14 protein-coding genes are annotated in these 14,102 nt (G+C 62.8%); 7 read left to right on the top strand and 7 right to left on the bottom strand.

Annotated elements, in window-relative coordinates; all coding sequences use genetic code 11:
- Positions 1 to 96: 96 nt before the first annotated feature.
- Together V7S54_RS11695 and V7S54_RS11690 are read left to right on the top strand one after the other, a co-directional pair.
- A complete protein-coding gene (locus V7S54_RS11695) occupies positions 97 to 1,392 on the top strand; it encodes an SDR family oxidoreductase (RefSeq protein ID WP_065374907.1) in 1,296 nt (431 codons plus the stop codon).
- A gap of 2 nt (positions 1,393 to 1,394) precedes the next feature.
- The gene (locus tag V7S54_RS11690; protein ID WP_065375033.1) at positions 1,395 to 1,871 is read left to right on the top strand and encodes a DUF2269 family protein; all 477 of its coding nucleotides are present in this window, start codon (positions 1,395 to 1,397) and stop codon (positions 1,869 to 1,871) included.
- Here V7S54_RS11690 and V7S54_RS11685 read toward each other — a convergent pair.
- A complete protein-coding gene (locus tag V7S54_RS11685) occupies positions 1,863 to 2,456 on the bottom strand; it encodes a LysE family translocator (protein WP_065374908.1) in 594 nt (197 codons plus the stop codon). The two genes, V7S54_RS11690 and V7S54_RS11685, sit on opposite strands and share 9 nt — an antisense overlap.
- 171 nt (positions 2,457 to 2,627) lie before the next feature.
- Positions 2,628 to 3,539 (bottom strand): MBL fold metallo-hydrolase, encoded by a 912-nt coding sequence (locus tag V7S54_RS11680; protein ID WP_065374909.1) that lies wholly within the window; start codon positions 3,537 to 3,539, stop codon positions 2,628 to 2,630.
- A 120-nt stretch (positions 3,540 to 3,659) separates the two neighbouring features.
- On the opposite strand from V7S54_RS11680, the gene V7S54_RS11675 reads away from it, so the two are divergent.
- Together V7S54_RS11675 and V7S54_RS11670 are read left to right on the top strand one after the other, a co-directional pair.
- On the top strand, positions 3,660 to 4,568 hold the full coding sequence (locus V7S54_RS11675) for a LysR family transcriptional regulator (RefSeq protein ID WP_327078034.1): 909 nt from the start codon (positions 3,660 to 3,662) through the stop codon (positions 4,566 to 4,568).
- A 176-nt stretch (positions 4,569 to 4,744) separates the two neighbouring features.
- On the top strand, positions 4,745 to 5,590 hold the full coding sequence (locus V7S54_RS11670; RefSeq protein WP_065374911.1) for an aldo/keto reductase: 846 nt from the start codon (positions 4,745 to 4,747) through the stop codon (positions 5,588 to 5,590).
- Positions 5,591 to 5,609: 19 nt separating this feature from the next.
- Here the strand turns inward: V7S54_RS11670 and V7S54_RS11665 are convergent, their stop codons facing one another.
- Entirely contained in the window at positions 5,610 to 6,572 is a 963-nt protein-coding gene (locus V7S54_RS11665) for an acyl-CoA desaturase (RefSeq protein WP_065374912.1), read from the bottom strand.
- A gap of 178 nt (positions 6,573 to 6,750) precedes the next feature.
- Between V7S54_RS11665 and V7S54_RS11660 the strand changes: the two genes are divergently transcribed.
- Positions 6,751 to 7,095 carry a metalloregulator ArsR/SmtB family transcription factor gene (locus V7S54_RS11660; protein WP_065374913.1) on the top strand — a complete coding sequence of 115 codons (345 nt, stop codon included), beginning with the start codon at positions 6,751 to 6,753 and terminating at the stop codon, positions 7,093 to 7,095.
- A 306-nt stretch (positions 7,096 to 7,401) separates the two neighbouring features.
- Here the strand turns inward: V7S54_RS11660 and V7S54_RS11655 are convergent, their stop codons facing one another.
- From V7S54_RS11655 to V7S54_RS11645, 3 genes are all read right to left on the bottom strand, one after another.
- Complete coding sequence (locus V7S54_RS11655; RefSeq protein WP_234793056.1) at positions 7,402 to 8,430, bottom strand: NADP-dependent oxidoreductase; 1,029 nt, start codon at positions 8,428 to 8,430, stop codon at positions 7,402 to 7,404.
- Positions 8,431 to 8,887: 457 nt separating this feature from the next.
- A complete protein-coding gene (ilvN, locus tag V7S54_RS11650; protein WP_065374914.1) occupies positions 8,888 to 9,460 on the bottom strand; it encodes an acetolactate synthase small subunit in 573 nt (190 codons plus the stop codon).
- Positions 9,461 to 9,483: 23 nt separating this feature from the next.
- Positions 9,484 to 11,262: an acetolactate synthase 3 large subunit gene (locus V7S54_RS11645; RefSeq protein ID WP_065374915.1), complete on the bottom strand. Its 1,779-nt coding sequence runs from the start codon at positions 11,260 to 11,262 to the stop codon at positions 9,484 to 9,486.
- 595 nt (positions 11,263 to 11,857) lie between these two features.
- On the opposite strand from V7S54_RS11645, the gene V7S54_RS11640 reads away from it, so the two are divergent.
- Together V7S54_RS11640 and V7S54_RS11635 are read left to right on the top strand one after the other, a co-directional pair.
- Entirely contained in the window at positions 11,858 to 12,667 is an 810-nt protein-coding gene (locus tag V7S54_RS11640) for a DUF2092 domain-containing protein (RefSeq protein ID WP_065374916.1), read from the top strand.
- A complete protein-coding gene (locus tag V7S54_RS11635; RefSeq protein ID WP_065374917.1) occupies positions 12,664 to 12,876 on the top strand; it encodes a hypothetical protein in 213 nt (70 codons plus the stop codon). The genes V7S54_RS11640 and V7S54_RS11635 overlap by 4 nt, the downstream gene beginning before the upstream one ends.
- 116 nt (positions 12,877 to 12,992) lie before the next feature.
- Here V7S54_RS11635 and V7S54_RS11630 read toward each other — a convergent pair whose 3' ends face one another.
- The gene (locus tag V7S54_RS11630; RefSeq protein ID WP_336408349.1) at positions 12,993 to 14,072 is read right to left on the bottom strand and encodes an alkene reductase; all 1,080 of its coding nucleotides are present in this window, start codon (positions 14,070 to 14,072) and stop codon (positions 12,993 to 12,995) included.
- Positions 14,073 to 14,102: the final 30 nt, after the last annotated feature.

The following is a 14,102-nucleotide window of genomic DNA, read 5'->3' as shown; positions in this document are numbered from 1 at the left end:
GGCGACCAGAATTGTCATCGTAACAAGTCCGGTCGCGACTAAACTTTGACGATACATGATGCTTTCGCGCGCAACCGCCTCCGCTATTCTAGCACCATGAAGGTTCTGATTCTCGGCGCCACCGGCTTCATCGGCTCGGCGCTCCTCGATCGTCTTGTCAGCGACGGACACATGGTAACCGGCCTCGGCCGCCATGTCGCCCGCGCGCGGCTGAAACGGCCGCAGGCGCAATGGTTCGCCGCCGACCTCGCCGACATGCGCGCTGCCAGCGACTGGCGAGGGTTGGTCGAGGCCCATGACGTCATCGTCAACTGCGCCGGCGCGCTGCAGGATGGTTTGGCCGATGATGTCGGTTCGACGCAGGAGACGGCGATGCTGGCGCTTTACGAAGCGGCGAAGGCATCGCCGGTGCGGATCGTCCAGATCTCCGCACCCCAGAACTCAGCGTCATTGGGCGGCGCCGGCAGCGACAGCGCCTTCCTCGCCACCAAGTTCCGTGCCGACAAGGCGCTTGCGGCAAGCGGCGTTGCGCATGTCATCCTTCGGCCGGCGCTGGTGCTTGGCCGCAACGCCCATGGCGGTTCGGCGCTGCTGCGTGCCCTTGCCGCGCTGCCCTTCGCCATCCCGCTCGTGCATGTGGGGTCACGTGTCGAAACGGTCGCGATGAGCGATGTTGCCGAGGCCGTCAGCGCGGCCGTTGCCGGGCTGATGCCCGAAGGAAGCGATCTCGTGCTTGGCGACGAGACACCGCCGACGCTTGGCGAACTCGTGGCACTGCACCGTGAGTGGCTTGGCCTGCCCGCCGCTAGAACCGTCTCGCTGCCCGCAGCACTTGCAGCACCCGTCGGTTTCCTTGCCGATATCGCCGGCAGGCTTGGCTGGCGTTCGCCGCTGCGCTCGACAGCACTTTCGGTAATGGCCGGCGGCGTTTCTGCCGCGGGTTGGACCCGAGCCCCCGGCCCGTTCCTGTCCGCCCGCCAGAGCCTTTCAGCCAATCCATCGGGCGTTCAGGACCTCTGGTTTGCCCGACTTTACCTGTTGAAGCCGCTGATGGTCGTCGGGCTTTCGCTCGTCTGGCTGCTGTCCGGGCTGATACCGCTTTTTGCCTTCGACGCGGCTCGGCAGCATTTCCTGCGGTTTCTCACCGATGGCCCGGCAACGGCGATGACGCTTGCCACCTGCCTTGCCGATATCGCCCTTGGCATCACGGTCCTCGTCCGCCCCTTGGCGAAGCGTGCGCTGCTGGGCATGCTCGCTCTGACTTTCGGTTATCTCGTCACTGCAAGCCTCGTCGAACCCGCACTCTGGGCCGATCCGCTCGGACCACTCGTCAAGGTCCTGCCTTCGATCCTCGCGACGCTTGCGACGCTTGCCATTCTGGATGAACGCTGATGCTGCTCGAAGATGTGCTGCGCCTTGCCCATGTGATCGGCGCCGCCGTGCTCTTCGGCACCGGCGCAGGCATCGCCTTCTTCATGCTGATGGCCCGGCGCACCCGCGATGCGCGACTGATCGCCCATGTCGCCGGAACGGTGGTCATCGCCGATACGGTCTTCACCGCCACGGCCGTGGTGATCCAGCCGATCACCGGCTATCTGCTGGCGACGAGCATCGGCTGGTCGCTGACGGAAGGCTGGATCGTGTTGTCGCTGATCCTCTATGTGATCACCGGTCTCTTCTGGCTCCCGGTCGTCTGGATCCAGTTGCGGCTGCGCGATCTTGCCCGTCTTGCAACGGCAAACGGTGCGTCGCTGCCACGGGAATTCGACCGGCTCTACGCCATCTGGTTTGCCTGCGGTTTCCCGGCCTTCCTTGCCGTGACCGGCATCTTCTGGCTGATGCTCACCAAGCCGCAATTCGCACTATTTTAGCATCGGCCAGAGGCTGACGACGAGCAGCACCGCCATAGTGATGTTGAACCATTTCAGCCGCGACGGCTCCGACAGCCATTGCCTGAGCGCCGAGCCGAAGCCTGCCCAAGTGGACACGCTCGGCACGTTGACCAGCGCAAAGACCAGACCGACGACCAGCACGCTGAACAGGTAGCTGTCGCTGCTGGTATAGGTCGCCATGGCCGAAACCGCCATGACCCACGCCTTGGGATTGACCCACTGAAAGGCGGCAGCCGCCAGGAAGGTCATCGGATTGGCGCCGGCCTTGCCTTCGGAAAGGGAACGCGAGGTGCCGATCTTCCAGGCGATCCAGACGAGATAGGCACCGCCGGCAAATTTCAGGACCGTATAGAGGAGCGGCACGGAGTGGAGCAGCGCGCCGAGACCGAAGCCGACGGCGATCAGGAGCAGGAAGAAGCCGGCGCCGATGCCGAGCATATGCGGAACGGTACGCACGAAGCCGAAATTCACGCCAGACGCGAACAGCATCATGTTGTTCGGCCCCGGCGTGATCGATGTGGTGAACGCAAACAAAAACAACGCCAGAAGCGTATCGGCCTGCATGGCTTCCTCCGGTCTAATTGGGTCAACATAGTTGACCTATTGACCGGCACCAGTCGCGAACTTGTCATGGTGACAAGTTGCAGTGCATTCGCCCTCTGTCGGCTCGCGCGAACCGACTGGCGGCGCAGCAAGGGCCGCACCGCCTCGCCTGTCAAAGAACGGCGCCCGGCCTCAGCCCCACTTCATCTCGCCCTTGGCGACCTTGGCGCCGAGCTCAAGCGTGGAGACGCCTGCGAGATCCGGATAGCGCTTGGTCATCGCCGCAATCAACTCGGCGCTATCCTTGGACGCGGCGGCCGCTTCGTTGAAGGCGGCGAGATAGTCGCGGGTAAAGCGGATGGCTTCCACGCCTTCCGGCCCGCGATCACTCTTGTGCGCCGGCACGACGACCTCAGGCTTGCGCGCCGCCATGGTTTCGAGCGCTTCAATCCATTTCTGCCGGCCCTCGACGGTCGCCTCGTCGGCGACCCAGACATGCGAGCCGGAATAGACGAGCACGCCGCCGAAGACCGCGTTCAGTTCCGGCACGAAGAGATAGCGCCGGTCCTTCATCCCCTCGATCGTCACGATCTCGATCGTGTTGCCCTCGAGCGTCAGCGACGTACGATCATCCGGCTCCGGCATTACCACATCGGCAAGCGTCTGCGGGCCGTTGTCCTTGAGTTGCGGTCCCCAGGTCTCAAGCTTGCCTTCAACATTGGCCTTGATCGCCTCGACGGTTGCCGAAGCCGCGATCACCTTGGCATCCGGGAAGGCCCCAGTGACCGGCTTGAGGCTGAAATAGAAGTCCGGGTCGTTGCAGCTCACATAGATCGTCGTCAGTCGCTTGCCCGTCGCCTTGATCGCCTCCGCAACAGCGCGGCCGTCGGAAAGCGTAAAGCCGCCATCGATCAGGATCGCGTCACTCTCGCCGGTCAGGAGCACCGGCGTGCGGTTGAAGCCGGCATCGTCAGCCTGGAAGTAGCGCCACTGGAGCTTCGAGGCTGCCTTGGCAAGCGCGCTGCCGATCGGCTGGATGAGGATCGCGGCGCCGGCCGCCGCCACAGTCTTGAGTGCGGTCCGCCGGGTCAACTGGATCTGCATGGGGTCTCCTTGGGCTGTCTATGGAACAGGCCGGAAAGATGGCGGCACCCGCGCTCTTGAAAAAGCCCTGTACCGCGAACAGATTGTTCAAAGCATTCAGACAATCACCGGAAAATACGCGTGACCGTAAACCTAAATCGCCTCTCCCATTTCGTCGCCGTGGTCGAAAGCGGCTCGTTTACCGCCGCCGCTGACAGGCTCGGTCTCGCTAAGGCCGCCGTCAGCCATCAGGTCGCCCAGCTCGAAAAGGAACTCGGAACGACCTTGCTGGTGCGCACCACAAGGCGGCTGAGCCCGACCGCCACCGGCCAGCGCTTCTATGAACGCGCAGCGCTGATCCTGCGCGATGCCGAGGAAGCCGTCGGCGCGGTATCGGCCGAAACCGAAATCCCGAGCGGCACGCTGACGCTGACGGCGCCGCTCGATTATGGCGCCAAGGTCGTGACCAACGCGGTCGCCGCCTATCTCCACGCCTATCCGACGATGCGGGTGGATCTGAGCTTCAACGACACCGTGCTCGACATGATCGAAAAGCGGCTCGACCTCGCCATCCGTGCCGGCTGGCTCATCGACTCCAGCGAACGGGCAAAACGCATCGGCACATTCGAGCAATATCTCGTCGCCTCACCCGCCTATGCCGCAAGACTCGGCAAGCCAACGCACCCCGAGCATCTGGCCGAGGCAAGCTGGATCGCCAATGGCGCGCTGAAGGCGCCGCTGGATTGGATCTTCACGCGTGCTGCCGGCGAACGGACGACAATCCTCGGCAAGGCGCTGGTGACCGCCGACAGCACCGATTCCGCCCATTGCTGCGTCGTCGCCGGCATCGGTGTCGCGGTGCTGCCCGACTATCAGGTGCGCGGCGATATCGCCGAGGGCCGCCTCGTGCGGCTGCTTGCCGATTGGGCGCTGCCTGCGGGCGGCATCCATGTCGTCTATCCGCCCTCCCATTTCCGCCCTGCCCGCGTGCGCGCCTTCGTCGAGATCCTCCAGCGCATGGAGAAGGAGCGCGGGCGACTTGCTGGCTGATGAGCGATGGCTCGAAAGACCGATGGGATGCGCTAGATTGCCGGCTACAGCGTTTGCTGAAAGCGTTTCCGGTTTAAGGATAGAAAAATACGGTACTGCAAAGTGCTACAGCGACCTTGGCGCGTCTTGAAAGACGCGCGGCGCTGTAGGCGATTCCGGCCCGCGAGGAGAACTGCATGCACGACCCGATCCCGACCACCACGCTACCCGGCGGCCGCCAGGTCCCCGTTCTCGGCCAAGGCACCTGGCGCATGGGCGACATGGCTTCGCGGGCTGCCGACGAGGTGAAGAGCCTGCAGCTTGGCCTCGATCTCGGCATGACGCTGATCGACACGGCGGAGATGTACGGCAATGGCGCCTCGGAGCGCATCGTCGGCGAAGCGGTGCGCGGGCGCCGCGACGAGGCCTTCATCGTCAGCAAGGTGCTGCCGTCGAATGCCAGTCGGATCGGCACTGAGGCCGCCTGCGAACGCAGCCTGAAGCATCTCGGCATCGACCATATCGACCTCTATCTCCTGCACTGGCGCGGCGGCTATCCGCTCGCCGAAACCGTCGCCGCCTTCGAGGCGCTGAAAAAGGCCGGCAAGATCGGCGCCTGGGGCGTGTCGAATTTCGACGTCGACGACATGGAGGAACTGTTGTCGGTGCCGGACGGAAAGAACGTCGCCGTCAACCAGGTGCTCTACAACCTCTCGCGCCGCGGCATCGAGTTCGACCTTTTGCCCTGGTGTCAAAAGCGTGGCATCGCGATCATGGCCTATTCGCCGCTCGACGAAGGCCGGCTGCTCCGCCATCCGGATCTCATCCACATCGCCAAGGCGCATCAGGCGACGCCATCGCAGATCGCGCTTGCCTTCCTGAAAACCCGTCCCGGCGTGATCTCGATCCCCAAGACCGGTTCGGCGGACCGCGCCCGCGAAAACCGCGACGCGATGGACATTCACCTGACGGCGGAAGACCTCGGCGAACTCGACCGCGCCTTCCCGCCGCCGAAGCGCAAGCGATCATTGGAGATGATCTAACCAGCCGCCAGCTTGAGCATTACCGCAGCAACCCGCGCAGGACCGGACAGGCCTTTCTCTGGCCGGACAGCCCTTCCGGAGTTGCAACGATGCGTCTGAGACCGGCGCGCTTTCGCGTATTGGACGGCAGCTTGATCGCCGAAGCCAGCCCCAGGCGCGAAAGCAGGCGGATGAACCACCAGCCCAGATCGATCTGCCCGTCCTCGATCCCGAGCCGGGCGGATTCCGGAAAGGCGTGGTGATTGCCGTGATAGGCTTCGCCGAAGGTCACCAGACCGAAACGCGGCAGGTTGTAGCCCTGCACCGCGACGCCATCGACGCGCCACCCCTGCTCGCCGCCACGATGGGCGAAGTGACCGACCAGCCAATGCCCTATAAGCGAGACGGAAACACGGACCGCCACACCCCAGATCACCCAGGAAATGCCACCGAAGACGAAGAGCGCCAGCGCCAACGGCGCTTGCTGCAGCATCCATGTCACTTCAAGGAAGCGATAGAACCGATCCTGCGCGACACGGTCTTCAATGATAAATCGCGGCGGATGATCAAGCGCCAGGACGCAATGCATCTGCCAGAAGGCGTCCTGAAGGAAAGGTCGGCGGTGGGCGAAGAGATCGTGACAGACCTGCTGGCGCTGCGCCCAGTCGCGAATGTCATGGGCGTAGATCATGCCGAACGGCCCGGCCATGCCGACAAGCACACCGAAGGTGACGAGGATGCGCTCGAGCCAGAGCGGCGCTTCGAAGGAGCGATGGATCAGCAGCCGGTGCATGCCAACCGAATGGCCGAGGCAGATCGTAAGGGCCGTCAGAACGATGAAGACCACAAGGGCGTCCAGCGAAAACGTCATTGGCGCACCGATGAGGGCCACGAGCGTCATTCCGGAGATCCAGAGCGACTTGCCTCGAACCCAGACGACCTTGCCGTTCACCGGGTCGCTATCGGGCTGCGCTATCATTCTGCCAGTCGACACGACATTCATGGCACCCTCCACAACAAAACCCAGACCAGTTTTCAGGCAACACTGAAGGACCCGATTGAAAACAACCGGCGCAGAAGTTATTTAGGAAATAAACTAATTACATATTTACCCGCGAATAGGTATTTAGGCAATATCCTAATTACCTATTGATCGATCTGCCGGCGACAAAGGAGATGTTGTGAACGACGACACGCTTAACCAGGATGCAGGCGGCTCGGCGCAACGTGTGTTCAACGCACTATCGTCGCTGCATCGACGCAAGATACTGGCCTATCTCTCAGCCTCCAGCCTGACGGCGGGCGAGATTGCCGAGCGCTTCAACATGAGCAAGCCCTCGGTGTCGCAGCATCTGACGGTGCTGGAGAACGCCGGCTTGATTGCCAAGGAAAAGCGCGGCCAGTTCGTTCATTACACCATCGTGACCAACAATCTGATCAACACGCTGAATGGTTTTGCCCAGGAAGTCTGCCCCGTCAGCCGGCCCCTCAAGCGGGAGAGCGAAGCCAAGGCGAAGTCAAAGTAGGACATCCCCTCATCCGCCCGGTGAGGGGATGCGCCCCTCATCCGGCCTGCCGGCCACCTTCTCCCCGCCTGCGGGGAGAAGGAAATCGCCGCGCCCGCTCGCCCCAACAAAACCGTTGGCGTCCTGCTCGTCCCTGAAAGAACTCCGGGCGGTCAGCGCACAACCGCGTCCCCTCTCCCCGCCTGCGGGGAGAGGGCTAGGGTGAGGGGCTGTCCGGGGGGCGGACAGCCCGTGTAACCCACGCTGGAAATCATAGTCCCTACGGGCCGCGGTTCACCGCGGCGATGCCGTTGCGGCAGACTTGGGTCAGCCGGAGCGGCTCCCTATCTCCACCACCACCTTGCCCTTGGCACGACCGGATTCGAGATAGGCAAAGGCGTCCGAAACATCCTTCAGCGGAAATACACGGTCGATGACGGGCCTGATCGTCTTGGCCTCGATGAGATCGGCGAGCTCGGCAAGTTCGGCACCATCAGGATGCATGAACAGGTAGCGGTAGGCGACGCCATGTTTCCTGGCGACGGCGCGGATCCGGTAGGATGCAAGCCAGAAAAGCGACCTCAGGAACAGGCCGCGGCCCAGATCCTTTCGCGCGGTTTCAGGTTCGGGCATGCCGGCGATGGAGACCACTTTGCCGCCGCGCTTGACCACGCAGAACGACTTCATGAGCGTTTCGCCGCCAAGCAGATCGAAGACGCCGTCCATGTCGCGCAACTGCTCCTCGAACCTTTCTGTCGTATAATCGATCACCACATCCGCGCCGAGTTCTTCGACCAGCGCACGGCCACGGGGCGAGGCCGTCGTCGTTACCTCCGCTCCCAGCCATTTCGCCAGCTGGATGGCGAAGGTGCCGACGCCACCGGCCCCACTGGGTATGAAGATCCGGCTGCCTTGGCTCACATGAAGCTCGTCGCGCAGCGCCTGTAAGGCCGTGAGGCCGGCAAGCGGCACGCCGGCTGCCGTGTTGAAATCGATCGATGCGGGCATCTTTGCCAGAAACTGTTCAGGCACGACCGCATACTCGGCCAAGCCGCCCATGGCCTCCTTGGGCATACGCGCAAAGACACGATCTCCCGGCGTGAACAACGTGACGTCTTCTCCCAGCGCCTCGACGACGCCGGCAAGTTCGTTGCCCATGACAACAGGCCACGGATAGCGCTGGACGACCTTGAGCATGCCTTCGCGCGTCTTGTAGTCGACAGGATTAAGTCCTGCGGCATGCACCCGGACAAGCACCTCGCCGCGCGCCGGTTGTGGACGCGAAACGTCACGCAGCTCGGCAGCGTCGGGCCCGCCGTATCGCGTCAGAACAAACGCCTGCATCTGCATGAACATGACCCCGCCGCCTGATATTGCTTGTTTTGTCAGCGATTAGTCGGCGAGAAATACCGGCGAAGTCAACAGCGCGTGGCTTCCGGCGGCTTCCGCCGGGGCGCCGACAGCCCCTCATCCGCCCGGTGAGGGAAGCGCCCCTCATCCGGCCTGCCGGCCACCTTCTCCCCGCACGCGGGGAGAAGGAAACGCGTGGCGAGCGCCCGGTGCGAAAAGCATCGTGCTCCGACTGTGGCTATTCCGGCTTTGGAAGGTTCGACCTGGCGCGGCAAACCCGGCGCCGTCCCCTCTCCCCGCTGGCGGGGAGAGGGCTAGGGTGAGGGGCAACCCCGGCACGCAGTGTAAGGGGCGATCCAGCTTCAAGGACAAGGGCAGCCCCCACGTGAAGCGTGGGGCTGCCCAAGTTTGAAGTGTGATGGCAGCTACAGGCGCCAGGACACACCCTCACCCGCCGCAAAAATCACATGCCCTGCGGGCCGCGGTTCATGGCCGCAATACCCGTGCGGCAGACTTCGATGAGGCCGAGCGGCTTCATGATGGCGATGAATTGCTCGATCTTCGACGGCTTGCCGGTGATCTCGAAGACGAAGTGATCGATGTTGGCGTCGATGACCGAGGCGCGGAAAGCGTCGGCGAGCCGCAGGGCCTCGACGCGGTGGTCGCCCGAGCCGTGCACCTTGACGAGCGCCAATTCACGCTCGATCGGCCGGTCGTGGCCAAGGCTTGCGGCGCGCACCGTCAGGTCGACGACGCGGTGGACCGGCACCAGCCGCTCGAGCTGGTTCTTGATCTGGTCGAGCACGTGCGGCGTGCCGCGCGTCACGATGGTGATGCGCGACAGGTGCGCCTCGTGTTCCGTTTCCGAAACCGTGAGGCTTTCGATGTTGTAGCCGCGGCCGGAGAACAGCCCGATGACGCGGGCAAGGACGCCCGGCTCGTTGTCGACGAGAACCGAAAGCGTGTGGGTTTCGGCGAGCTCGGTCTCCTTGGCGATGAAGTAGGCGGAGCCGGTCGGTTGAAGGTGTGCGTTCATTTCGGTTGGTTCCTCTACCTAACTCAGACGAGCTGACGGCCCTTGGCGTCGATCGCGTTGGCGACCGCTTCGTCCGTGGCTTCGTCGGGCAACAGCATCTCGTTATGCGCCTTGCCCGAGGGGATCATCGGGAAGCAGTTGGCGAGATTGGCAACGCGGCAATCGAAGATGACCGGTGCCGGCGTGTCGATCATCTGGCGGATCGCAGCGTCGAGCTCGCTCGGCTTGTCGCAGCGGATGCCGACGCCGCCATAGGCTTCCGCCAGCTTGACGAAATCAGGCATCGCCTCGGTGTAGGAGTGCGACAGGCGGTTGCCGTGCAAGAGCTGCTGCCATTGCCGCACCATGCCCATGTACTGGTTGTTGAGGATGAAGATCTTGACCGGCAGGCCGTACTGAACGGCACAGGACATTTCCTGGATGCACATCTGGATCGAGGCGTCGCCGGCGATGTCGACGACGAGGCTGTTCGGATGCGCGACCTGGACGCCGATGGCGGCGGGGAAGCCATAGCCCATGGTGCCGAGACCGCCCGAGGTCATCCAGCGGTTCGGCTGCTCGAAGCCGAAGAACTGCGCCGCCCACATCTGGTGCTGGCCGACTTCCGTCGTGATGTAGGTATCGCGGCCCTTGCTCAGCTCAAAGAGCCGCTGGATCGCATACTGCGGCATGATGACGTCGTCGTTCGGCGCATAGGCGAGCGAATTGCGGGCGCGCCACTTGGTGATCATCTCCCACCAGTCCGAGAGACGCGCCTTGTCAGCGCTTTTGGAAGCAGCACGCCACAGGCGAACCATGTCTTCCAGAACCGTGCCGACATCGCCGAGGATCGGCACGTCGACGCGCACGTTCTTGTTGATCGACGACGGGTCGATGTCGATGTGGATCTTCTTGGAGTTCGGCGAGAACGCGTTGAGGCGGCCGGTGATGCGGTCGTCGAAGCGGGCGCCGATGCAGATCATGACGTCGCAGTCATGCATCGCCATGTTGGCTTCGTAGGTGCCGTGCATGCCGAGCATACCGAGCCAGGCCTTGCCGGAGGCCGGATAGGCGCCGAGGCCCATCAGCGTCGAGGTGATCGGGAAGCCGGTTAGTTCGACCAGTTCGCGCAGCAGATGCGAGGCTTCCGGACCGGAATTGATGACGCCGCCGCCGGAATAGATGATCGGCTGGCGCGCGTTGCGCATCAGTTCGACCGCTTCCTCGATCTTCTTCAGATCGCCTTGCTTCTTCGGCTGGTAGCTCTTCTGGGTCGGAACGGCTGATGGAGGCGTGTAGGTGCCGGTCGCAAACTGGATGTCCTTCGGGATATCGACGACGACGGGACCCGGGCGGCCCGACTGGGCAACGCGGAAAGCCTCATGGATGATGCGGGCGAGATCGTTGACGTCCTTGACCAGCCAGTTGTGCTTGGTGCACGGCCGGGTGATGCCGACGGTGTCGCATTCCTGGAAGGCGTCGGAGCCGATCAGCGAGGTCGGAACCTGACCGGAGATGCAGACGAGCGGGATCGAGTCCATCAGCGCGTCCTGCAGCGGCGTCACCGCATTGGTGGCGCCGGGGCCTGACGTGACCAGCATGACGCCGACCTTGCCGGTGGAGCGGGCGTAACCTTCGGCCATATGGCCGGCGCCCTGCTCGTGGCGAACGAGGATGTGCTGGATATCGTCCTGCTGGTGGATTTCGTCGTAGATCGGAAGCACGGCGCCGCCCGGATAGCCGAAGATATGCTCGACGCCGTTGTCTCTCAGTGCCTGGAGAACGATCTCCGCGCCTGTCATCTGGTTTTCTGTACCGCTCATTGACTTGCTTCCGTCCCTTTTTCCAGTTGGGTGCTTAGCTTGTTTGAAGGCATAAAAAAAGGCCCCGTCAGGAGCCTCGTTCAGCGCATGGGTGGCTACCGCCGGATGGTTACACCATCCTGCCCATGCGCCGTCCCACCACAAGAATAACCGCGAAATTTTTCATGGGCCGAGTTGATAACCACAAAAGCCCAAGGCGTCAACGGCTTTTAGTTACACGATCAGGCTCTCGCGCGGAACATTGTTGCGCGAGCCGGGGCGCCCGGCCCGGGGCCGGTTGAGAAAACCGGGCGGCAAGGTGCCGAAGCGGCTCATTCCGGCACCAGATCATGTCAGCCTGCCGCGTGCCGACCAGAACGCCGGCGCAGCGGCCTTGCAATCGCGTCGACACTATTTGATTAACCTGCTAGTATCCGTGACTTACGATTGCAAGCGTACGGTTCGGCGCGGAGATTCACCTCTCGCGCGAGGTGAATCTCCGCGCGATCATTTGTCTGCCATTTATTCTTACGCCACTTATCGCCACCCTCGGAGCGATCGCTACCGGGAGGCGACCTCATGTAAGCCGAGTGCGGCATAGAGGGAGAACAATCAGATGGTGAAGCTTGTGCAGAAAGCCGTGGTGCGTTCCACCGCGACGGTGTCGGCTGCGGTATTGGCATTAATCGTTGGCATGGGAACACCTTCAGGCGCGAAGGCCGGGGAGGCTGAGGCCAAGAGCCTGCTCAAGGCCATGTCCGACTATTTGGCGGCGCAGAAGACCATATCTTTTGGTTATGATACTAATCTCGAGGTTGTTACCAAGGATCACCAGAAGCTCCAACTGGCGAGTTCTGGAACGATCGATCTCACCCGGCCCGACAAGATTCGTGCGACGCGCACTGGCGGCTTCGCCAATGTCGAGATGATCTTCGACGGCAAGACTCTCACGGTTCTCGGCAAGGACGCCAATCTCTATACCGAGGTCGAGAAGACCGGCACGCTGGACCAGCTCGTCGACGAGTTGCGGGAAAAGCTCCAGAAGCCCATGCCTGGCGCCGATTTGCTTCTGTCGAATGTCTACGATGTGCTGATGACCGACGTTGTTGACGTAAAGGACCTCGGCAGCGGCGTAATCGGCGGCACCGAATGCGATCATCTGGCATTTCGCACCAAGGAGATCGACTGGCAGATCTGGATCGCTCAGGGCGAGCGCCCCTATCCCTGCCGGTATGTCATCACCAGCAATCAGCTTGACCAGGCACCGCAATACAGCGTCCAGACCAGGGACTGGAAGACCGGCAGTGAGGTTGCTGCGGACGATTTCGGCTTCAAGAACGAGACCAACGCCAAGAAGGTCGATCCGAAAGAACTCACCGATATTGATGAACTGCCCGGCCATCTGGCCATAGGAGGCGGCCAATGACCGTGTCAAAGAAATTGAGAATTGTGCTGCTCGCCGGCATCGTCGGCTTTCCAGCACTGCAAGCGGCGGAGCGCATTCCAGCATCGAGTTCGTACAGTTTCGTCTCGACAGCCGAGGCCAGGGTCGGGCGTCCGCTTACGCCGGTCAGCGTGGCCGGAGTGGCGCGGCGCACCGTGCGCCGCTGCGCAGTTGGCGTCTACTACTGCTAAATCGCAGCCGAGAAGCTCAATGCGCTCCTATGGTCGGGTGATCAAGACGTGCAGCTACTGCATGTTTCTTTAATCGTAGCCGGTTAAAGGACAAAAACATGCAGTAGGCTCCCGCTTCAGGCGGTAGCGGCGAGCGCCGGATAGTCGACGTAACCCTTCGCGGTGCCGCCGAAATAGGTCATGCGGTCGGCGTCGTTCATAGGCGCGTCGGCTTTCAGCCGGTGAACGAAATCCGGATTGGCCAGCACCATCTGGCCGTAGGCCTCCAGATCGGCGAGCCCCGATGCAAGATCGGAACCGATCTCGTCGCGTCCGCGGCCGGGCCTGTTCAGGATCAAGGGCTGCATCCACAATTTGCGAAGCGAGGCGAGCAGCGGCTCGTCGCCCGCATGCATGATGTGCAGATAGGCAAGGCCCAGCTTGTCGAGTTCGGCCACCAGATAACGATAGAGATCCGGCCCTTCGGCACCCTCGTCGATGCCCCACGTCGCAAGGCCGGGAGAAAGCCGGATGGCCGTGCGGTCCGCACCGATCTCCTCGGCGATGGCCGCGGCCACCTCGATCGCGAAGCGCGCGCGGTTCTCGATCGATCCGCCATATTCGTCGGTGCGGGTGTTGGCGCTCGGCGCCAGGAACTGATGAACCAGATAGGCGTTGGCGCCATGGATCTCGACGCCATCGGCACCGGCCTCGATTGCGCGACGGGCCGCATGGCGGAAGTCAGCGACCGTCTGGCGCACCTCTTCTGACGTCAGCGCCCGCGGCGTCGGGATATCCTGCATGCCCGTCGCCGTGAACATGCCACTCCCCGGCGCGATCGCCGACGGCGCGACGCCCTGGCGGTGATGCGGCGTGTTGTCCGGATGCGACATGCGTCCGGCATGCATGAGCTGGAAGAAGATATGACCGCCCCTCTCGTGCACGGCAGCAGTAATCTTCTTCCAGCCGGCGACATGCGCATCGGTGTAGATGCCGGGTGTGGTGAGATAGCCCTGGCCATCGTCCGAAGGCTGGGTGCCCTCGGTCACGATCAGGCCGACGCTGGCGCGCTGGGCGTAATATTCGGCGGCGAGTGTGCCGGGCGTACCATCGAATTCGGCGCGGCTGCGGGTCATCGGCGCCATGGCCAGCCGGTTGGCAAGCGTGTAGCGACCGATACGGACAGGGTTGAATAGCGTGCTCATTGGGCTCTCCATGTTGAGGCGCTTTATCGTGTTGCAGCCCTT

It is taken from the genome of Ensifer sp. CCNWLY38 (assembly GCF_037120565.1).
Classification (GTDB): domain Bacteria; phylum Pseudomonadota; class Alphaproteobacteria; order Rhizobiales; family Rhizobiaceae; genus Ensifer; species Ensifer adhaerens_H.
This window is presented reverse-complemented; position numbering and strand designations above follow the sequence as displayed.